The sequence below is a fragment of the Gloeotrichia echinulata CP02 genome, from assembly GCA_038087035.1.
Taxonomy (GTDB): domain Bacteria; phylum Cyanobacteriota; class Cyanobacteriia; order Cyanobacteriales; family Nostocaceae; genus Gloeotrichia; species Gloeotrichia echinulata.
On sequence record CP051187.1, the window covers coordinates 1,107,396 to 1,127,260 of the forward strand.

At 38.8% G+C, this 19,865-nt stretch carries 25 protein-coding genes; 24 read left to right on the top strand and 1 reads right to left on the bottom strand.

What is annotated here, in order from left to right:
* Positions 1-193 precede the first annotated feature (193 nt).
* Positions 194-655, bottom strand: coding sequence for a DUF29 domain-containing protein (locus HEQ19_05020; GenBank protein ID WYL98972.1), 462 nt, complete (start codon positions 653-655; stop codon positions 194-196).
* A 244-nt stretch (positions 656-899) separates the two neighbouring features.
* Here HEQ19_05020 and HEQ19_05025 point away from each other — a divergent pair, with 244 nt between their 5' ends.
* The 24 genes from HEQ19_05025 (at position 900) to HEQ19_30685 (ending at position 19,682) form a co-directional block, all read left to right on the top strand.
* Positions 900-1,316 (top strand): element excision factor XisH family protein, encoded by a 417-nt coding sequence (locus HEQ19_05025; GenBank protein ID WYL98973.1) that lies wholly within the window; start codon positions 900-902, stop codon positions 1,314-1,316.
* Positions 1,304-1,639 (top strand): XisI protein, encoded by a 336-nt coding sequence (locus HEQ19_05030; GenBank protein ID WYL98974.1) that lies wholly within the window; start codon positions 1,304-1,306, stop codon positions 1,637-1,639. Before HEQ19_05025 ends, HEQ19_05030 begins: the two co-directional genes overlap by 13 nt.
* A gap of 404 nt (positions 1,640-2,043) precedes the next feature.
* A complete protein-coding gene (locus tag HEQ19_05035) occupies positions 2,044-2,280 on the top strand; it encodes a DUF2281 domain-containing protein (protein ID WYL98975.1) in 237 nt (78 codons plus the stop codon).
* Positions 2,280-2,666, top strand: coding sequence for a type II toxin-antitoxin system VapC family toxin (locus HEQ19_05040; GenBank protein ID WYL98976.1), 387 nt, complete (start codon positions 2,280-2,282; stop codon positions 2,664-2,666). The genes HEQ19_05035 and HEQ19_05040 overlap by 1 nt, the downstream gene beginning before the upstream one ends.
* A gap of 391 nt (positions 2,667-3,057) precedes the next feature.
* Positions 3,058-3,933 carry a Uma2 family endonuclease gene (locus HEQ19_05045; protein ID WYL98977.1) on the top strand — a complete coding sequence of 292 codons (876 nt, stop codon included), beginning with the start codon at positions 3,058-3,060 and terminating at the stop codon, positions 3,931-3,933.
* 52 nt (positions 3,934-3,985) lie between these two features.
* Positions 3,986-4,828: a Uma2 family endonuclease gene (locus HEQ19_05050; GenBank protein ID WYL98978.1), complete on the top strand. Its 843-nt coding sequence runs from the start codon at positions 3,986-3,988 to the stop codon at positions 4,826-4,828.
* A gap of 796 nt (positions 4,829-5,624) precedes the next feature.
* A complete protein-coding gene (locus HEQ19_05055) occupies positions 5,625-6,086 on the top strand; it encodes a DUF29 domain-containing protein (GenBank protein ID WYL98979.1) in 462 nt (153 codons plus the stop codon).
* Positions 6,087-6,121: 35 nt separating this feature from the next.
* Positions 6,122-6,430 (top strand): type II toxin-antitoxin system HicB family antitoxin, encoded by a 309-nt coding sequence (locus tag HEQ19_05060; GenBank protein WYL98980.1) that lies wholly within the window; start codon positions 6,122-6,124, stop codon positions 6,428-6,430.
* Positions 6,431-6,666: 236 nt separating this feature from the next.
* On the top strand, positions 6,667-6,882 hold the full coding sequence (locus HEQ19_05070; GenBank protein WYL98981.1) for a hypothetical protein: 216 nt from the start codon (positions 6,667-6,669) through the stop codon (positions 6,880-6,882).
* A gap of 2 nt (positions 6,883-6,884) precedes the next feature.
* Entirely contained in the window at positions 6,885-7,142 is a 258-nt protein-coding gene (locus tag HEQ19_05075; GenBank protein WYL98982.1) for a type II toxin-antitoxin system RelE/ParE family toxin, read from the top strand.
* A 304-nt stretch (positions 7,143-7,446) separates the two neighbouring features.
* Positions 7,447-7,674 (top strand): DUF2281 domain-containing protein, encoded by a 228-nt coding sequence (locus HEQ19_05080; protein WYL98983.1) that lies wholly within the window; start codon positions 7,447-7,449, stop codon positions 7,672-7,674.
* Positions 7,671-8,057: a type II toxin-antitoxin system VapC family toxin gene (locus HEQ19_05085; protein WYL98984.1), complete on the top strand. Its 387-nt coding sequence runs from the start codon at positions 7,671-7,673 to the stop codon at positions 8,055-8,057. Before HEQ19_05080 ends, HEQ19_05085 begins: the two co-directional genes overlap by 4 nt.
* A gap of 772 nt (positions 8,058-8,829) precedes the next feature.
* Positions 8,830-9,819 (top strand): glycosyltransferase family 2 protein, encoded by a 990-nt coding sequence (locus HEQ19_05090; GenBank protein ID WYL98985.1) that lies wholly within the window; start codon positions 8,830-8,832, stop codon positions 9,817-9,819.
* A gap of 30 nt (positions 9,820-9,849) precedes the next feature.
* Positions 9,850-10,341, top strand: coding sequence for a hypothetical protein (locus tag HEQ19_05095; protein ID WYL98986.1), 492 nt, complete (start codon positions 9,850-9,852; stop codon positions 10,339-10,341).
* A complete protein-coding gene (locus tag HEQ19_05100) occupies positions 10,338-10,949 on the top strand; it encodes a class I SAM-dependent methyltransferase (protein WYL98987.1) in 612 nt (203 codons plus the stop codon). The genes HEQ19_05095 and HEQ19_05100 overlap by 4 nt, the downstream gene beginning before the upstream one ends.
* A gap of 202 nt (positions 10,950-11,151) precedes the next feature.
* Positions 11,152-12,225 carry a hypothetical protein gene (locus HEQ19_05105; protein ID WYL98988.1) on the top strand — a complete coding sequence of 358 codons (1,074 nt, stop codon included), beginning with the start codon at positions 11,152-11,154 and terminating at the stop codon, positions 12,223-12,225.
* 39 nt (positions 12,226-12,264) lie between these two features.
* Complete coding sequence (locus HEQ19_30680) at positions 12,265-12,399, top strand: hypothetical protein (GenBank protein ID WZI67112.1); 135 nt, start codon at positions 12,265-12,267, stop codon at positions 12,397-12,399.
* A gap of 173 nt (positions 12,400-12,572) precedes the next feature.
* Positions 12,573-14,498, top strand: coding sequence for an asparagine synthase (glutamine-hydrolyzing) (gene asnB, locus HEQ19_05110; GenBank protein ID WYL98989.1), 1,926 nt, complete (start codon positions 12,573-12,575; stop codon positions 14,496-14,498).
* Between the two features lie 111 nt (positions 14,499-14,609).
* Positions 14,610-15,614, top strand: coding sequence for a glycosyltransferase (locus HEQ19_05115; protein WYL98990.1), 1,005 nt, complete (start codon positions 14,610-14,612; stop codon positions 15,612-15,614).
* 304 nt (positions 15,615-15,918) lie between these two features.
* Positions 15,919-16,848 carry a glycosyltransferase family 2 protein gene (locus HEQ19_05120; protein WYL98991.1) on the top strand — a complete coding sequence of 310 codons (930 nt, stop codon included), beginning with the start codon at positions 15,919-15,921 and terminating at the stop codon, positions 16,846-16,848.
* Positions 16,849-16,863: 15 nt separating this feature from the next.
* Positions 16,864-17,433, top strand: a complete 570-nt coding sequence (locus HEQ19_05125; protein WYL98992.1) for an acyltransferase — start codon at positions 16,864-16,866, stop codon at positions 17,431-17,433.
* On the top strand, positions 17,430-18,305 hold the full coding sequence (locus HEQ19_05130; protein WYL98993.1) for a glycosyltransferase: 876 nt from the start codon (positions 17,430-17,432) through the stop codon (positions 18,303-18,305). The genes HEQ19_05125 and HEQ19_05130 overlap by 4 nt, the downstream gene beginning before the upstream one ends.
* 2 nt (positions 18,306-18,307) lie before the next feature.
* Entirely contained in the window at positions 18,308-19,522 is a 1,215-nt protein-coding gene (locus HEQ19_05135; GenBank protein ID WYL98994.1) for a glycosyltransferase family 4 protein, read from the top strand.
* A 19-nt stretch (positions 19,523-19,541) separates the two neighbouring features.
* Entirely contained in the window at positions 19,542-19,682 is a 141-nt protein-coding gene (locus HEQ19_30685; GenBank protein ID WZI67113.1) for a hypothetical protein, read from the top strand.
* The last annotated feature ends 183 nt before the right edge of the window (positions 19,683-19,865 follow it).

Here is a 19,865-nt window from a genome sequence, read left to right on the forward strand (position 1 = left end):
CATCGGTCAGGGCACGGCAGTGCCGTGCCCCTACATCGCGTGATACAATTTTGTACCTCATCTGAATAGGAAGTGCTATACTCATCACTCATTACTCATCACTCATCACTCATCACTCATTACTCATTACTCATTACTCATCACTCATCACTCATTACTCATTACTCATTACTCATTACTCATTACTCATTACTCATTCCCACTCTTGGCTAGTATCGCAGAGAAAACTGTCTGTCATGATGTTATCAAATTCGTAGGGGCAACAATCAGGAAATGTCCGTAATGGCAAATCTGTTTCTCGTAATGCTAAATCAACACCCGCTTCAAAACCCTCTGATAAAGCCTCTGCCATCCGAGATTGTAAACTAGGATTGTGGTGTAAATGCCTACGAATTGCTCGACGCTGTTCGCGAATGGTGAGGAACCAATTGCGCGATCGCTTTTGAGGTTGGTATTCCCACTTCAAAAGATGTCCTAACAAGACACTAAGACGACTGACAAGTTCTCGATATTCCTGTCTTCCCAAAGATTCGATTTCCTGTTGTAAGTTGTGCCAGTCTAGTGCCAACACCTGTTTTTGCGCTAAAGCTTGAGCCTGCAACTGTGTCCAACCATAAAAGTCTTGTTGGTACAAAGAGGTTTCGTTAATATCCATAGTTAAATTGGATTTGTGACATTTCGTAATTTTCAAGCCGACAATGTGCTGAAATCGCCTAAAATTAAATTAATCAAACTGGGAGAAAATTTTATAGTCTGAATAAAATCCGACTAATTTCAGCAGCACAGGAGAGTTAATCCTTCATGTATCAAACCAATCCGCCCTTATCTCCTAAAGGAACATTGTAAGTAGCCATCATGAACTGCGTACACCAAGAAACTATAACAAAAAAGACTTTCTCATGGCCGCTAGGGATTTATTTCATTCGGTAGTGAAAGATGCACTGATCAAAGATGGATGGCAAATCACTCATGACCCTTTTATGGTGGATTATGGTGATGTACAAATGCAAATTGATCTAGGTGCAGAAAGATTGATTGCGGCAATCAAAGATAAAGAAAAAATTGCTATAGAAATCAAAAGTTTTATTAAACCATCTGCTATATCTGAATTCCATACGGCTCTCGGACAATACCTAAACTATCGTCGTGCTTTGCGCGTTCAGGAACCAAACCGCATTTTGTATTTAGCTATCCCCAATCAAACCTATGATGAATTTTTTAGACTGAGATTTATTCAAGAAGGTGTAGAAGAATTTCAAATGCGTTTATTAATCTATGACATAGAAGACAGGACAATAGTGGCATGGAAAAACTAGTTAGCTATCGACAAATAATCAAGGATATATTGCTGAAATATAGCCAAATCAAGCCAGCATTTGGTGAAATTGAAATGGAAGTATTATTTGATTTAGAACGCGATCGCTATCAAGTTATACGCACCGGCTGGCTCCAAAAAAAGCGGGTTTATGGTGTTGTAATTCACATTGATATTAAAGGCGGAAAAATTTGGATTGAATACGATGGTACAGAAGTTGGTGTAGCTGATATTCTACTAGAAAAAGGAATTTTGCCAGAAGATATTGTATTGGCATACCATTCTCCTTTTATCCGCCAATATGATGGCTTTGCTGTTGGCTAAGGGACTTCCAATTAAAAAAATCTTCAATTTGTAGGGTCCGTCAGAACTGAGAAAACTTGGGAATAGTAAGAGATTACTGGTACTAACGCACCCGAAGGATTCAAACATTGGGTAATTTATTTTTTATTGATTCATAATATAAACCACATCTATTTTGAAAACCATAGTTTTTCATGCGTAGTGGGAGCAGCGTTCGACTGAGCGCTAACGCCGTACCCCTCCTCTTAAGCAAGCTACGCATAGCGTCCCGCACTTAAGTCTTGCTCCCTGGTAGTAGTAGCGGGCTTTTCGTCCCGCACTATTCCAGGTTTCAAAATGGACGAGAAACTCTCTGAATAAAAAAATCTATTATGCTCTTTGAGAATTGCTCTAGAATATAGGAGGTGCTAATCTGGACAGTTGCCATGACTTCCCAAACACTGAATATAACTGAGACATTAATTGCCCAACTGCAAACTCTACCACCAGAACAACAACAGATGGTGGTAAATTTTGTGGAATTTCTCGCCCATAAACACGCCCAATCCCAACCTAGCCAGAATCAAAAAAAGCAGCGCGTTGCTGGATTGCATGAAGGTATGGGTTGGATTAGTGACGATTTTAATGAGCCTTTACCAGATGAATTTTGGCTGGGTGAGTGATGAATTTTATTTTAGATACTCATACATTAATTTGGTGGTCAATAGACCCCATAAGGCTTTCACCGCAAGCCAGAAACTTATTGGATGATGAAAGCAACACTCTATTTTTAAGCATTATTAGTGTTTGGGAAATACAGATTAAACTCCAGATTGGAAAATTGAGTCTTCAGATGCCACTTTCTGAGTTGATCAAAGACCATCAGGAAACAAACGACTTACAACTTTTACCTATTGAGCTAACTCATATTTACGCTTTAACTAATCTACCCAACCATCATCGTGACCCTTTTGACAGACTGTTAATCGCTCAGGCTATTGTGGAACAAGTCCCTATTGTCAGCATTGATTCTGCTTTTGATGGCTATGCAATTCAAAGGCTTTGGTAAACCAGAAAAGAGTAGTATACCTGAAAACTGCCGACAAAATTATACATAACAAGTGAATATCGCGCGATCGCACTCAATTACTGATTGTGGGTTGGGCTTAAGCCCGCCCGTACCCAGGTAATACTGCAAGGGATACGAATGTAGAGACGTTACATGTAACGTCTAGACTTCGGTTTCACGCTTTGCGATTTTCAAAACCTACGCAGTATTGCGTACCCAGGGGCTGGATGTCCACCCCACAAGATTGGATAATTTATTTGTTGGAAGTCCCTAATTTTCAAGCCGACAATGTGCTGAAATCGCCTAAAATTAAATTAATCAAACTGGGAGAAAATTTTATAGTCTGAATAAAATCCGACTAATTTCAGCAGCACAGGAGAGTTAATCCTTCATGTATCAAACCAATCCGCCCTTATCTCCTAAAGAAACACTGCCAACAATGTATGATTTGCCGAGCGAAAATCAGGAGGAACCTGGTTTGCCTGATGAATTTCACCTTCTACAACCTGAATTACTACGCCTCACTTTTCGTCCTCCTGCTTATGCCGACAATAATATATTTACAGCTAGTGACTTAAACTTATACTATGACACTCTTCATCCTCAATGGTATAAGCGGCCGGATTGGTTTGCAGTTTTGGGGGTATCCCGACTCTATGAGCAAAAAGAACTACGCTTGAGCTATGTTACCTGGCAAGAAGGAACCAATCCTTTTGTCGCAGTAGAACTCATTTCACCGGGTACAGAAGCAGAAGATTTAGGCAGAAATTTACGCGAAGTTAACCAACCACCTAATAAATGGGCTGTCTATGAGCAAATCCTGAGAATCCCCTATTATTTTGTTTTCAACCGTTATACGTCAGAGCTTCACTGTTTTGGTCTAATGATGAACCGCTATCAACCGATCCCTGTGAATGGAATGGGCGTTTGGTTACAGGAAGCACAGCTAGGGTTAGGATTATGGGATGGAGAATATCAAGGATTAAAAAGGCTGTGGCTACGTTGGTATGATCAAGAAAATAATTGGGTACCAACACCCACGGAACAAGAAAAACAACGCACCCAACAGGAAGAACAACGGGCTGAACAGGAAAAACAACGGGCTGAACAGGAAAAACAACGAGCTGAACAGGAAAAACAACGGGCTGAACAGGAAAAACAACGGGCTGAACAGGAAAAACAACGGGCTGACGCCGCCGAATTAGAAATTGCTAAATTACGGCAATTGTTACTTGAGCAAGGAGTAAATTTACCGAATAATCAATAATCTGATTGTGGGCAATACCTGAAAGTTTAAACTGTTAAATTGTGCAGAAGTTATGTACCAAACTGACCCACCTTTACCCAAGAGCGAAGTCCTGCCGACAATGTACGATCTACCAAGTGAAGATCCACAGGATATGGAGTTACCGGAAGAAATGCATCCCCGTCCTGCGTGGGAAACCATGCCCACGATGTATGATCTCAAGAGTGAAGACCCAGAGGAGCCTGGTTTGCCGGACGAATTCCACGACTTCCAACCCCAATTATTGCGCGAAACCTGTAAACCCCCAAATTACCCAATGGGGGAAATGTTCATTGGCACAGATTTAAATTTGTATTACGATAGCCGCAATAGATTGTGGTACAAAAGACCAGATTGGTTTTTAGTATTAGGTGTATCTCGTGCCCAACAACAAACAGATATGCGCCTGAGCTATGTTGTTTGGCAAGAGGCGATCGCCCCATTTTTAGTAGTAGAATTACTTTCACCCGGTACAGAAGCCGAAGATTTGGGACAAACAGTCCGGGATGCAAAAAAGCCACCCACAAAATGGCTGGTGTATGAACAAAATTTAAGAGTTCCCTATTATATCGTGTTTGATAGATATCACAATCGGTTGCGAGTGTTTCAATTAACCGGAACACGATATCAAGCAGCACCAGTTCCTGAACAAAAGTTTTGGTTCCCAGAACTAGAATTAGGGTTAGGAGTATGGAGCGGGAGTTATCAGCAAACAGAAGGTTTATGGCTGCGTTGGTACGATGCTCAAGGTAATTGGATTGCGACACCAGAGGAACGCGCCCAACAGGAGAGTCAACGCGCAGAACTTGAGAGTCAACGGGCTGAAAGATTAGCCGCAAGATTGCGATCGCTTGGTGTTAATCCAGATGATGTGTAAGGTGTACAAATCTAGCCACGACCGATCAGGTAGCGAAGTTGAAGCATTAACTCAGGCGATCGCTCATCAGATAAAACAGTAAAGGCGTAGGTGTAGCCCTAGGGCGTGTTTTCAAACTATTTGTTTAGCCGGATAAATTTTTAGATACCCCTAAATCCACACGATATGATACCAGCTGTAGGGGCACGGCATTGCCGTGCCCCTACGCGAAATCTACATGTGTCAGCGTTTTAGTGGTATTGTATAAGACTTTGAAAACACGCCCTAGCAGGGATCGCCAATTCCCGATTCCCCACGCCCTAAATAAAATAGAATGAGTTAATCTTGCGCCACCTGCCAATACTAGTAGTCTGTCAATTTTGTTTTGAGGGATTTTTGGTAGTGTGAGCGTCTCGCTCACGCGGGCAAGATGCCCGCACTACAGCGTCTCGCTCACGCGGGCAAGATGCCCGCACTACAGCGTCTCGCTCACGCGGGCAAGATGCCCGCACTACAGCGTCTCGCTCACGCGGGCAAGATGCCCGCACTACAGTCCATCATTTTTATCTTGACAGAGTACTAGGTTCGCCAATGGATACAAAAGAACTGATTATTCAAGAACTCGAAGCAGCTCCCTTTTGCTTATAGCGTTTCTCGCCCTAGTGAGGTACATCGGTAAGGGCACGGCAGTGCCGTGCCCCTACATCGCGTGATACAATTTTGTACCTCATCTGAATAGGAAGTGCTATAACTGAACTGTATTGGCCTATAAAGCTCTATACTAAAAAAAGCATAGTGACTGAGGCAGAAAATAGTTATGCTAATCCAATCCACAACTGTGGCGTTATACAACCAAGATTTTTGTCTTTGGGTAGAAACAACAGTCAAGCAATTACAATTAAAACAATTTGAAACGGTGGATTGGGAAAATCTAATTGAGGAGATCCAAGACTTGAGTGGGAGTCAAAAACGAGCTTTAGAGAGTTTATTAACCCGACTTTTTGAACATCTTCTCAAGATAGGATATTGGAAATCAGAACTGCAAGATAACGCCAACCACTGGAAAGGGGAAATCCGCACATTCCGTAAACAAATCAACAAGTTGCTGAAAGTCAGTCCTAGTCTTAGACCATATTTGCAAGATATATTTGCAGAATGTTATCAGGATGCCAGAGAAATTATAGCCGATGTCACAGGACTGCCTGTCGATACTTTTCCCGTTCATCCTCTTGCCAGTTTAGATCAAGTATTAGATGAAAATTGGTTGCCGGAAATTTAAAATGGGATAATGAAAATAAGCTCAGAAAAAGTATCATGCAGTATCAAGTTTTTGTTCAGAGTCAATCCCAGCAGAATTTTGTCGCCTCAGTTTTTGGGATGCCAAATTTGACTGTTGAGGGAAGGACGGAGGAAGAAGCAATCTCGAATGTCAAATCTGCCCTAGAAACACAACTAGCTAGGGGTAAGTTTGTCACCATTGAGGTAAATTTAGAAATTCAGCCAAATGCAACTACACCCCAGATGAGATATGCGGGAATATTTGCTAATGATCCCACATTTGATGATTTTATGGAAAAACTAGCCGTTATTCGCCAAGAATCGAATGCAGCAACGGATGAGTAATGACGATTTACATTTTAGATACAGATCACCTCAGTCTTTATGGACGTAATCATCCAGTAGTGATTGCGCGGCTTTCTGCATCTCAAGTGAAACTGACAACGTGCGATCGCGCTTTGTAACTATCGTAGACATTGCTCTTTGGATAAAACAGTAAAAGCGCCCATTCCCGATTCCCCACTCCCTGAATAAAATAGAATGAGTTAATCTTGCGCCACCTGCCAATACTAGGTTCGCCAATGGATACAAAAGAACTGATTATTCAAGAACTCGAAGCAGCTCCAGAGCCATTACTAACTGAAATTTTAGACTTTGTGAGGTTTCTTAAACTCAAGCAAACCCAAGAAGCAGTGGAAAACCAGCAAGACTTGGATGATAGCCGTGAAGCTTTGATAGAAGCCAAAGAAAAAGGGACTCTCTCTCTAGAGGCTTTTAAGCAAGAGCTGGGCTTATAAGCATGAGCTACCAAGTTGAAATTACTCCTGCAGCGCAGCGCATGATTAAAAAATTACCAAAAAATGTGCAGCAGCGAATTATCGAACAACTGGAAGCTTTAGCAGTAGATCCTCGTCCTGTGGGAGTTATTAAGTTAGCAGCAGAGGAAAATTTGTATCGTGTGCGAGTAGGTGATTACCGGATTGTCTACGAAATACAGGATGATATTTTACTCATTCTGATCACAAAGATAGGACATCGAAAAGATGTTTACAGATAAAATGCCTCTAAATCCGGATTCATAGCTCAATTCAGCAACCCCTTTTCAGCGATGCCTACTAGGGCTACGCCTATTCTTTGCTGCCAAGGTTGGTTTTTGTATCATACTGCGATCGCAAGGCAATTGTTCTGGTTGAGGCTTTTAAGCATGAGCTATAGCGTTTCTCGCCCTAGTAAGGTAAACCTGTAGGGGCACGGCACTGCCGTGCCCTTATGAGTGTATTGGACTCAACCGATAACCGCTATATCAAAACTTGATTGCCACAGTAGTAATATTAATCATAGGGCGTAATTTGGAGGGAAATATGACTTCCCAAATACTGGATATAACTGAGGCATTAATTGCCAAACTGCAATCCTTAGCACCAGAGCAACAACAGACGCTGCTAGATTTTGCGGAATTTTTAGCACACAAACATGCTCAACCCCAACCTGTGCAACAACGTGTACCGGACTTAAACCGAGGGGAGATTTGGATGAGCGAGGATTTTAATGATCCTTTACCAGATGAATTTTGGACGGGTGAGCAGTGAAACTACTATTGGACTCACATGTTCTAATTTGGTGGACAAGTAGCTCCGAAAGGCTCTCCCAGAGAGTTTATAGCCTAATTAACGATACTAACAACAGGTTGGTGTTTAGCATAGCTAGTGTTTGGGAAATGCAAATAAAACTTCAACTGGGTAAGCTCAACTTAAATTCATCTCTTCCCGTTTTGATAGACAATCAACAGCGTGTCAATAATCTACAACTTTTACCTATTGAATTAGCCCATATTTGGGGTTTAACTAATCTACCCAATCATCATCGTGACCCTTTTGACAGACTTTTAATTGCTCAGGCGATTGTGGAACAGATACCGCTGGTGAGCATTGATTCAGTTTTTGATAATTATCCAATTCAGCGGTTGTGGTAGGTGTAAAAACCCGGTCTGGGGAATGAGAATTTTTAAGGGAAAGTAAGTCCTAGTCTTAGACCATTCACCTCAGTCTTTATGGACGTAATCATCCAGTAGTGATTGCGCGGCTTTCTGCATCTCAGCAGTTGGGATAGAGTTTTGTGATCGCTCTAGTCCCGCGATTTCAAAGTCTTATACAATACCACTAAAACGCTGACACATGTAGGAGCGAGTGGGGAACATTGCCGTGCCCCTACAGCTGGTATCATATCGTGTGGATTTAGGGGTATCTAAAAATTTATCCGGCTAAACAAATAGTTTGAAAACACGCTCTAGGGCTACGCCTAAGCTTTTGATGCCAAGGCTGGTTTTTGTATCATACTGCGATTGCAAGGCAATTGTTCTGGTTATAGTATTTTATCAAAGTGCGCTCGCGCTTTGTAACTATCGTAGACATTGCTCTTTGGATAAAAAAATATACGTGTTATTCTCTAGTCTTTACAGCAGTTGTCAGGTATTTAGACCACACCTCGATATCTGTATTTCTTTCTTCCTTCCCTACGGGACGCTACGCGAATGCGCCTTCTCTGCGAACGCGCAGAGCGTGTCGAAGACAGACGCTACGCGAATGCGTGAGATATAAAAATGTGGTTCATTTACCTGAAAATCGCTGTAATTAATCTTCTCTGAATAAAATATCAGCGCAATTTTTGGACTTTGGCTATGTCTGCGACAGGCTACGGCGGAGCCATATATTTATACATTCAATTAAAACGATTCTTCAAAGAAAATGGCACTTGTAAATACTGCTTTGACATTAAAAGATTTACCTCCACCTCCAGAAGGTAAAACTGGTTGGCCTTCGACAGAACAGACAGAACCTTTGCCAGATAAAATGCCCGATGGTTCTGATTGGCCTCGTATTAGTATAGTTACTCCTAGCTATAATCAAGGACAGTTTATTGAAGAAACAATACTATCAGTGCTATGGCAAGGATATCCGAATTTAGAATACATTATCATTGATGGTGGTAGTACAGATAACTCCGTTGAGATTATCAAAAAATACGAAAATTACTTGACATATTGGGTAAGTGAACCCGATCAAGGACAAAGCCATGCGATTAACAAAGGTTTTGCACGCTGTACTGGTGAAATCATGGCTTGGCTAAATAGCGACGATTTGTATCTTCCTAACGCTTTAAAAGAGGTAGCCCTAACCTTTTATTTTCAAAAAACAGATATAGTTACTGGGGCTTGGATCGGCTATCAATACCCATCTGGTAAGTTTTGGGGAGTAAATCCCTGTGGTGTAGGACTTTATCCCACAATGGCGGTGTTACTCTCTCAACGTGGTTACGTTCCCCAGCATTCTACATTTTGGCATAAAAGAGTTTGGGAAGAAGCAGGACCCTTATCTGAGCATCTACACTATGCAATGGATCATGATTTTTTCTTACGTTGCTGTGATCGCGGGTTTAGGTTTAAGTTAGTTTATACTCCCTTAGCAGCTTTTCGACAACACACAAATCAGAAGACGAGCGTATGGCAAAAGTATATAGCTGATAGTGCAGAAAGTATTTCTAAGTATAAACAAAGACCTGAATGGCAAAGTTTTATGGGTAAATTAAAATTACGCATTGCCAAAAAGCTAATTTCATTAGGTCATCATCGCAATATTCACCCTCGCTTAGGATTAGTTCCAAAACTTGATCGGCAACTAATACAGAATTGGTTAGATCAACTTAAAAATTACAGCGAAATAAATAGTTTTTTGTAAACTCGTAAACTCTAGCTTGGACAACTTAAAATGGCACTTCAATCAAAAGAAATAATTCTGATTTTTTTGATATTTATTATAAGCACAAGTACGACAATTTTTGAGTTTCTGCATGATAAAAATTGGATTTTATCTATATACTATGGAGTATCTTCAATTTCTTTACTAATAGTTATATTCTTACTTTATCGACGGAATCAATTTACATTTAAAGGAATTATCACAAACCAAAAAAATGATTATAAACAGATTGAAGCACTATTTTCAGTATTTTCATTACTGAACATCAGAGTACCAATTCCAGAAATGAGAGATTGGGCAGTATCACCTGATTTTGTTAAAATAATGATCGAGTATATTTATCTGAGGGGGCGACAACTTCGTCTCAAAGCCTTATCAAATAAGGATTATCAAAGGGTGAGCCTGGAAACGCTCAAAACAAATTGGGAACCTATCCCAACAGAAAAATCAGACTTTTGGGCTGTGATTATTGAGAATGGAATCAATAAAGCCGAAAAATGATGTTGATCTTTTCATGGCACAAGTGTTCACAACCCTTACTGCATCTTTGGTTCAAAGGGTTTTGTCACCCCCTCAGGTATATTTATACAATTAAGCCAAATTCAATTGTTGAGTTAGGAGGTGGAGTTTCAACTATTATCTCAGCTTACTGTTGTGAAAAAATAGGTAAAGGTTATATTTTTTCAGTTGATCATAATGATACATACGCTAAAGTAACTGAATCAAATATACAGCTACATGGATTACAAAACTATGTGAATGTAGTTTATGCTCCTTTTGAAAAGGTAGATTTGGATAATAAAACGTTTTATTGGTATAAAATTGATGTATTTAGTAACCTTAAATCAATAGATTTATTGATAATTGATGGACCACCGTTTGTGAGCAATAGTTTGTCTCGTTATCCTGCATTACCATTCCTGTATCACCTACTAAATGAAAATGCTATCGTGTTGATTGATGATGGTGATAGAAATGATACCATCGATATGGTTAACAAATGGGTAAAAGAGTTTGATGATTTAGAGTTAATAACTCTTAATACTGAAAAAGGAGGTTTTTGTCTACGAAAAATCTCTAAACAAAAACCAATGCGTAAAATTTATTAAGTAGGTCGGCGTTAATAACCCTAACTATCTAAAGAACCATAAAGTTCTGTAATTACCTTGCAGAGTAGAGCTTATAGCGTTTCTCGCCCTAGTTAGGTACAGCCATAGGGGCACAGCACTGCCGTGCCCCTATACCGCGTGATACTTAAACAAATTCGCAATTTACAATGATGTTGTTTTACTAAAAAGCCTGTATAAATATATGAAAAATCAAATCGGCATATATTCAGAAAAAGTAGAATGTATAACATATACACTTGCTTATTCTATTGCATTAGCGGATTATAATATTTATCTAATTACATCTAATAAATTAAGTGAGGAATGTAGAAATAACGGACATCAACGTTTTCTGCAAAGGATCAAGCGAATTCAAGGTATTAATGTAATAGATATTGATGATTATGTTAATTGTGATATTTATCTTGATATTCTATATATAGAATTTGCTGATAATTACTCTAGAATATCGGTAATTAATTGGTGTAAGAAAGCTAATTCACACGCAGCTATTTGTTATTTTCAGAATAGCTATAAAAGTCAACTAAAACAAATAATTAAGTATTTTCCTATAAGTTTAGGCTTCAAAAATATTGGTTTTTTAAATGGTATACCAAAATTTGACTTTTACCAATTTTTAACTAAGAGATATCTGATTGGTTTTGATGTCCACGCAAAATTTTTAGAAGATGAACAACTGTCAAATATAATGTTTAGTTTTGATTGGCAAGCACAAACGCCAAGAAAATATAAATTTAATTTCCTTGGCAATATATTACCGCTTGAAAGAACTAAGATATTAAATCAAATTAAATCATACCTTGGTTTACCACAACAAATAATTGACAGCACGAATCATATTCACAATCTTAATTTTGAGTTTGTATGGCTTGAATATGGCAATATGACGCCTATAGAAAAAGGAGGATTATCCACAAATGATTACATAAATTGTTTATCTAACTCTGATTTCACTCTTTGTCCACTGGGTTACAGCAAGGTAACTCATAGAGTTGTTGAAGCTTTAGTAAGGGGCAGTATACCTATTCTGAACAAAGATGAATTGCACTTGTATGATATGTCTCTTGAAAATGGAGTAAACTGTATTGCTGTTGATAAATATAATTGGAATTCATCTATAGATAGAATTTTAAATATTCAAGAAAATGAATTAATCAAAATGCGCTCAAATATCCTGGAGATGAAGGATAAATATTTACTCCCAACAGTATTTGCTAGAAGGTTAAGACAAAAAATGGGCTTAGAGGATGTTTGAAAAGCACATGAGTAGCGTACGTCAGATGTCAAAAAATCTGTGCAAGCATTGAGTATCGGTTATGAAGGCACACCACCTTGTGATGAACGAGCGCAAGCAGCAGAATTAGCCCAATGGTTAGGTTTAGAATTTCGAGATGTTGAACTCCGTACCTCAGAATTAGTAGTATCGTAGGGTGCGTTAGGATGAAATCCGTAACGCACCATTATCAAGGATTTGGTGCGTTACGCTGTCGCTAACGCACCCTACGCATCTGACTCAACTGAGAAACGCTATAAAATTTGTCGCCCCGTCAGTTAGAATATGTGTAATTTTACTTATTTGTTTACTTTTTAAGTGTTAATTTTATGTGCGGTATAGCTGGTTTTTTATCTCGTACTCCTCTTAAAGAAGCAAATTTAAATTTTGCCCTTAAAGCTTTGTTTCACCGTGGGCCTGACAATCAGGGAATTTGGGAAGATAACTATATTCAACTGGGACATACTCGCCTATCCATTTTAGATTTAAGCCCCCTAGGAAATCAGCCCATGAGTTATCAAGATGGGCGATTTATGATTACCTTTAATGGTGAAATTTACAACTATATAGAAATTCGAGAAGAACTGTCTGAAAAAGGATATTCTTTTATTAGCCAGACCGATACTGAAGTTTTGATAGCAGCCTATGCTCATTGGGGGACTCAATGTCTTGACAAATTGAGGGGTATGTTTGCCTTTGCCATCTGGGATAAAATCACTAATAAATTGTTTCTTGCTCGCGATCGCACTGGCGAAAAACCACTCTATTATTGGTTTGATGATAACAAGTTTTATTTTACCTCTGAACTAAAAGCCCTACTCACATTACTGCCTAAAGTTCCGGCTCTTGATCCTATCGCTATTGATCTGTATTTACATTACCAGTATGTGCCAGAGCCGCGAACCCCTTTAATTGGTGTTTATAAACTCCCCGCTGCTCACTATTTGTTAATTAACTGCGAAGATTGGGAAATAGAGCCAAAACGTTATTGGAGTTTGGCGCAGATTCAACCGATAGAAGGTGATCCAATCAAACTTATTCGTCAGGAACTCGATCAAGTAATTGATTTAACCTTACGTTCAGATGTGCCGATTGGAATAGCTCTCAGTGGTGGCCTTGACTCTGGTGGGATAGCGGCTCTAGCGGCTCCTAAATATAAGAATACACTGCAAGCATTGAGTATCGGTTATGAAGGCACACCAGCTTGTGATGAACGAGCGCAAGCAGCAGAATTAGCCCAATGGTTAGGTTTAGAATTTCGAGATGTTGAACTTCGCACCTCAGAACTAGTAGATTTTTTTCCAGACTTAGTTCGTGCAATTGATGATCCCATCGCCGATATCGCCGCTTATGGACATTTTGCCGTTACGCGATTAGCAGCAGATTTGGGCATCAAAGTTCTGCTCAATGGTTTAGGAGGTGATGAATTATTTTGGGGCTACAACTGGGTATCGGATGCATTAAGACTAGCTGAAAATAAATACAATTTGCACTCAACTTTGGGAAAATTTCAATCCTCTCTAACAGGACTAGACTGGCTGACTAAATTTCCCTTATATAATAGGTTAGCTAATAGTAATAAAATCCCTAATTGTCTGCGAACAACTTTAGATTGGGGATTAGAAATCAGCAATACTGCTCCTTGGCATCCTCAACAAATTCCCTTTTATAATGTCAGAGTTGATTTTAGATATGCCTGGTATCACCGTCAACATTTGTACACCAAAGTATTTCTAGAAAAATTACCAGAACGCAATCCCTATCAGCCATTTGTTGTTTCCACAGAATCGACAGATATTCCTAATCAAATTTGTCAATTGGTATTTGATACATGGTTAGTTTCTAATTGTTTATCCTTAGGCGATCGCACTAGTATGGCTTCGGCTGTAGAAGCTCGCATTCCTTTACTAGATTACAAACTTATTGAGTTAGTTATGGGACTGCGTAAAGCACAACCCGATCATAAGTATGGTCAAAAATCTTGGCTGCGGAGTGCGTTAAAAAATGTTTTACCCGACAAGGTAATTCAGCGAAAAAAAAGAGGATTTGAACCTCCTTATGAAGAATGGATTAAAGCATTGTTGGAAAAATATGGACAATTGGTTGTAGAAGGTTATTTGGTCGAAATGGGATTTTTTAATCGAAAATACATTGAAAAATTATTCAATAATTACCGAGAAAATTATGCAATGGTCTACAAGTTAATTTTATTGGAGAGTTGGTATAAATATGTCGTGCTGAATAAGCTGTTATAAATTAAATTACTTGTATTTCATATTCAAAGACGTAAAACATATGATGAATATATCGTTAGTTTCAATCAGAATTCCTTGCTTTAACCACAGTAAATATTTATCTAAAACCCTATGAACCCCAAAGTCAGCATTCTTATTCCCTGCTATAATGCAGAAAAATGGATTAAGCAGTGTATTGATAGCGCTGTAAATCAAACATATTCCAATACAGAGATAATTGTTGTAGATGATGGTTCTACAGATGGAAGTTTAGAGATAATTAAAAGCTTTGGTGATGCGATTCGTTGGGAAACTGGCATTAATCGTGGCGGGAACGTCGCTAGAAACAGGTTACTGGAACTCAGCACAGGAGAATGGTTACAATACCTGGATGCAGATGATTATCTATTACCAAACAAAATTGAGCAGCAAGTTAAATATCTAAATAAAGTTCCGGAAGCTGACATTATATATAGTCCTAGTATTTTTGAATATTACACACAGGATAAATCTAGGCAAGAAATTCTACCGATTCCTGAACCTCATGATCCTTGGATTTTACTGGCGCGATGGTATTTACCTCAAACAGGTAGTCCACTGTGGCGCAAACAAGCCATTATTGATGCGGGAGGTTGGAAAATTGACCAGCCTTGCTGTCAGGAGAATGAATTATATTTGCGTCTTTTAATAGCAGGTAAAAGATTTGAATATTTTGCTGAATCTGGTTCAGTCTATAGACAATGGAGTGACTCAACGGTTTGTAAACGAGACAAGTCACAAACCCATCGTGAACTGTTAGTTATTGAAGATCGAATTGAGCAATATCTCAAAGCAATAAATCAATTTACACAAGCAAGGCAGAATGCTATTAATCAAACTAGATTTGAAAATGCCAGACTTATTTGGTTGTCCAATAAAAATTGGGCTAAGGAGGTAATTAGCAAAATAAACAACACTAATACAGGTTTCATTCCATCTGGAAAAGCAGCACCAAAATTCTATCGCTTAGTTTATCAGCTACTAGGATTTTCTACCGCTGAACAAGTAGCAAATATCAAAAGATTATTGAACTATAGCAGTCCTAAATTATTCATGAGAAACAAGATCTCCGACTTCTTTGAGAAATCGGGTATCTGAGTCTCTAAATTCTCAATTTGTAGTGACCTAATTATGTTAACAAAAAAGGCAAAAGAAAGAAAAAGAAAAATGGTCACGTTTCGACAGGTGGACAGTGAGCTTTGTCGAACTGCTCAACGACCACAAGCCCATAAATTTATTTAGGGAACGAATTCAAAACACAACGACCAACTCAGTGACCACATTTGTTACTCTCCGAGAAGCCGCTGCGTGTCTACGAGACACGTAGTGCAAGAAACAATGGGTAACAGAGCTATTTTTCAAAATTATCTATTTATTAATATTAAATGAGGTTTCTAAACTAATGGTATTTTTTTCTATCATAGTACCAACCTATAATCGAGCCAATCTTTTAAAAAGAACCATTGAATCTATAATTGAACAAAAATATTCTGATTTTGAATTAATTATTATTGATGATGGTTCTACAGATAAAACTGATGAAGTCATCAAAGATTTTTTAGGATTTTGTAAATTTATCAAGCAAAATAATTTAGGACCAAGTTTTGCTCGAAATAGAGGAGCAGAATTATCTTCAGGTCAATATTTAGTATTTCTTGACAGTGATGATCTTTATTTCAAGTGGACTTTAGATATCTATTATAAGACGATATTAGACTTCAATTTTCCTGCTATTGTTACTGGTTCACCTTATATTTTTACAGAGGAAACTAATTTAACAAATGTTACATATGAGCCTTTGATAGTAGAGTCATTTCCAGACTACTTTGCTTCTGCCGATAAATGGAGATGGTTTAGTGCTTCCTCTTTTGTAATTAGAAAAGATTACTTTGAAGCGGTCAATGGCTTTAATAATAAGTGGGGTGCAGAAGATGCTGATATTCTAATGCGATTGGGTACTTGTCCAGGATTTGTACATATTTGCAAGCCATATACTTTTGCTTATCGTCAGCAATCTATAAGTTTGAAAAGCGATTCTTCATACATTAAAGGCAGTAGCCAAGTATTAATTAATAGTGAAAAACAAGGTATTTATCCTGGATTTAATCCTCGCGCTTTAGAACGTTATCAAATATTAACTAGAGCTACAAGACCTGCTAGCTTAGATTGCCTGCACTGCGGCTTATATCAGGATGCTTGGAAAATATACAAGCAGACAATTTTTTGGAACTTTAAATTACTTAGATGGAAATATTTATTCACATTTCCGTTTTTAATAATTGGATTCAAAATTAGGTCTACTATTAGCCACATTATTCATAATTCTCAATAATTTTTTATAAAATCAATGCTCCGACTAGTACATAATTTCAATTATCGCCTTTTTGAGGGCATAAAGAGCCGTTGGCGCAATCTATATTATCAGGCTCTTGGTGTAAAACTACATGGCTATATTTGGCTAAGAGAAATTGATATTCCTCGCAACTTCGATGATATTGAAATAGAAAGTTTCTGTGCTTTCGATCAAGGTGTAACTCTACTTTGTAGTGGTGAACCCCTACCCCATCCCAAAATTTATATTGGCGCTTACACATATATCAACCGGAATACATTTCTCGATGCGATTTTATCATTAACCATTGGTCAACAATGTGGTATTGGCCCTGGTTGCTATATTACCGATCACGATCATGGTCTTGATTTAGCTTTAGCACCCCTAGCACAACCGATGGTTGCTCAACCTACAAAAATAGGCGATCGCGTCTGGATTGGTGCTAATGTCACCATTCTCAAAGGTGTAACCATTGGTAATGATGCTGTAGTTGGTGCTGGTAGCGTTGTCACCAAAGATGTACCAGAAAAGGCGATCGCAGTTGGGGTACCAGCTAAAGTTATTAAATACAGAAGTGAACCATGATTGTAACTCAAAAATTAGCAGATTTAGTATCAATTGGTATTACAACCAAGAATCGCTGGCAAGATTTAGAAATCACACTCACCAAGATAAAAGAAGTCGGTTTAGAAACACTACCAATCCTGATTTTTGATGATGGTTCTGACGAACCTTGTCCTTTTGATATTTCAAGTTTTTCTCAGCAAATTGAACTCAAGCGATTTACAGAATCAAAAGGTTTAATTGTTCGTCGTAACCAGTTAGCACAAACAATTCAGACCAAATACTACCTGAGTCTAGATGATGATTCCTTTCCAGTTTCTGGTTCCTTGGAGGCTGCTGTTAAATTTGCCGCATCTCAGGAAACCAACCTACTATGTCTTGCTTTTCCAGTATACAATCCAGTAATCGCCGATTATCAAAGCCAATCGCTCCAGCAACAGCCATATCAAGTAAGGTTTTTTATTGGTTGTGGACATTTGCTCCATCGCCAAAATTTCTTACATTTAGGTGGATACTGTGAGGCACTAATTCATCAAGGTGAAGAAATGGAGATTGCAGCTAGAGGCTTTCAAAAAAGCTTATATTGCTATCATTTTCCTGATGTTCAAATTCATCATACCGCCTCTAATCAAGGTAGAAACTGGCAGATAATGGATTTTTATGGAGCCAGAAATAATGTTTTCTGGAATGATTGGTTTGTCCCTAAAGAACTTAAATTAATGAAGCAAAGCCGTACCTTTATATCCCGATTAATCCAATGTTTCAAAGTACGTCGCCTGGGTCAGATTCACGGTGAAATTGTTGGATTAAGAGATATTCCACACTATAAAGCTAATCGTCAAAGTATGTGCATCAAAACATTTAGACACTGGGAAACATTACCTCAATATTAGGTATGTCAAATTGGATTTGTTGTCAAATTGGCGCCAGAGAACACTACGCCATTCCCAGAGCATTACATCAGAATGGACAGTTAGTTCACCTGATCACCGATGCTTGGGTTCCCCCTCAATCTCCCCTAAATATTTTCCCTTTCTTATCCACAGCAGCACTACGAGAACGCTTTCATCCGGGGTTAACTCAAGCATCAGTTCAAGGCTTTACCATCTCCCTAATTGGGTTTGAACTGACTCAAAGACTGCAAAAGCGTGTGGGATGGAAACAAGTTATAGCTCGTAACCATTGGTTTCAAAAGCAAGCAATCAAGACCCTTGCAAAATTGGCGCCGCGTTTTATAAATCCTCCCATTCTATTCTCTTATAGTTATGCAGCCCTAGAGCTATTTCGATTTGCCAAACAACAGGGATGGTACACTGTCCTCGGACAAATTGATCCAGGTCCGGTGGAAGAAGTTCTAGTTACTCAAGAATATGATCGATATCCCGCCTATCGTTCAAATTGGGAACCCACACCTCGCGAATATTGGCAAACCTGGAGAGAGGAATGTACCCTAGCTGATGCCATTATGGTTAATTCTAACTGGTCGCGTCAACTTCTACAAAAAGCAGGCGTTGAGGTGAGCAAAATCCAGGTAGTTCCCTTGGTTTATACTCCGCCAGAAACAGCAATAAATTTTATCCGCACCTATCCAAAATCATTTTCCGTTGACCGCCCTTTAAGGGTGTTGTTTTTAGGACAGGTGATTTTAAGAAAAGGAATTGCTGCTGTCTTGGAAGCAGTAGAACAGCTTGAGGGATATCCCATTGAATTCTTAATAGTAGGATCGCAGCAAATTGACATTCCACCCCACCTACAAACCCATCCTCAAATTCGTTGGGTCGGTCATGTCAACCGCAGTGAAACAGCCGAATATTATCAGATGGCTGATGTGTTTTTGTTCCCGACTCTCTCCGATGGATTTGGACTCACCCAACTCGAAGCGCAAGCCTGGAAATTACCGATTATTGCTTCTCGCCATTGCGGTGAGGTGGTTGTGGATGGTGTCAATGGTTGGATTTTAGAGCAAGTCAGCGGTGAGGCGATCGCAATCCTAATTCATTCTATTTTGAGACAGCCTACACAATTACCATATCTATCAAATACTTTAGGTTTCTTATCTGGGTCTAGTCTCCCAAATTTATTGCAGTCATTACCAGCTTTTATTAGATGAACTTTACCAAAAGTCTCTTATGTCCAAAACAAGTAGTTTAAGTAGGAACATATCTATTGATGCTGTCAAACGATTTTGGATTTGGGATTTGGGATTTTGGATTGACCCCGACCACAAGGGGCAAACAATTTTAGATTTGGGATTTGGGATTTTGGATTAAATCTAAAATCTAAAATCTAAAATCTAAAATCTAAAATTCTGCGGGGCCTGCAAGGAACCGAAACAATCTAAAATCTAAAATCTAAAATCTAAAATCTAAAATTGGCTTGGTCAAAGGCATAGCATCAGTGTTGTCGTTATTCATGCATCAGGTTATATGGAAGATACTAATCTTCACGTATGG

Coding starts and splice junctions, on each gene's coding strand:
- HEQ19_05020 (WYL98972.1), bottom strand. CDS start 655: ATGGATATTAACGAAACCTCTTTGTACCAACAAGACTTTTATGGTTGG.
- HEQ19_05025 (WYL98973.1), top strand. CDS start 900: ATGGCCGCTAGGGATTTATTTCATTCGGTAGTGAAAGATGCACTGATC.
- HEQ19_05030 (WYL98974.1), top strand. CDS start 1,304: ATGGAAAAACTAGTTAGCTATCGACAAATAATCAAGGATATATTGCTG.
- HEQ19_05035 (WYL98975.1), top strand. CDS start 2,044: ATGACTTCCCAAACACTGAATATAACTGAGACATTAATTGCCCAACTG.
- HEQ19_05040 (WYL98976.1), top strand. CDS start 2,280: ATGAATTTTATTTTAGATACTCATACATTAATTTGGTGGTCAATAGAC.
- HEQ19_05045 (WYL98977.1), top strand. CDS start 3,058: ATGTATCAAACCAATCCGCCCTTATCTCCTAAAGAAACACTGCCAACA.
- HEQ19_05050 (WYL98978.1), top strand. CDS start 3,986: ATGTACCAAACTGACCCACCTTTACCCAAGAGCGAAGTCCTGCCGACA.
- HEQ19_05055 (WYL98979.1), top strand. CDS start 5,625: ATGCTAATCCAATCCACAACTGTGGCGTTATACAACCAAGATTTTTGT.
- HEQ19_05060 (WYL98980.1), top strand. CDS start 6,122: ATGCAGTATCAAGTTTTTGTTCAGAGTCAATCCCAGCAGAATTTTGTC.
- HEQ19_05070 (WYL98981.1), top strand. CDS start 6,667: ATGGATACAAAAGAACTGATTATTCAAGAACTCGAAGCAGCTCCAGAG.
- HEQ19_05075 (WYL98982.1), top strand. CDS start 6,885: ATGAGCTACCAAGTTGAAATTACTCCTGCAGCGCAGCGCATGATTAAA.
- HEQ19_05080 (WYL98983.1), top strand. CDS start 7,447: ATGACTTCCCAAATACTGGATATAACTGAGGCATTAATTGCCAAACTG.
- HEQ19_05090 (WYL98985.1), top strand. CDS start 8,830: ATGGCACTTGTAAATACTGCTTTGACATTAAAAGATTTACCTCCACCT.
- HEQ19_05095 (WYL98986.1), top strand. CDS start 9,850: ATGGCACTTCAATCAAAAGAAATAATTCTGATTTTTTTGATATTTATT.
- HEQ19_05100 (WYL98987.1), top strand. CDS start 10,338: ATGATGTTGATCTTTTCATGGCACAAGTGTTCACAACCCTTACTGCAT.
- HEQ19_05105 (WYL98988.1), top strand. CDS start 11,152: ATGAAAAATCAAATCGGCATATATTCAGAAAAAGTAGAATGTATAACA.
- asnB (WYL98989.1), top strand. CDS start 12,573: ATGTGCGGTATAGCTGGTTTTTTATCTCGTACTCCTCTTAAAGAAGCA.
- HEQ19_05115 (WYL98990.1), top strand. CDS start 14,610: ATGAACCCCAAAGTCAGCATTCTTATTCCCTGCTATAATGCAGAAAAA.
- HEQ19_05120 (WYL98991.1), top strand. CDS start 15,919: ATGGTATTTTTTTCTATCATAGTACCAACCTATAATCGAGCCAATCTT.
- HEQ19_05125 (WYL98992.1), top strand. CDS start 16,864: ATGCTCCGACTAGTACATAATTTCAATTATCGCCTTTTTGAGGGCATA.
- HEQ19_05130 (WYL98993.1), top strand. CDS start 17,430: ATGATTGTAACTCAAAAATTAGCAGATTTAGTATCAATTGGTATTACA.
- HEQ19_05135 (WYL98994.1), top strand. CDS start 18,308: ATGTCAAATTGGATTTGTTGTCAAATTGGCGCCAGAGAACACTACGCC.
- HEQ19_30685 (WZI67113.1), top strand. CDS start 19,542: ATGTCCAAAACAAGTAGTTTAAGTAGGAACATATCTATTGATGCTGTC.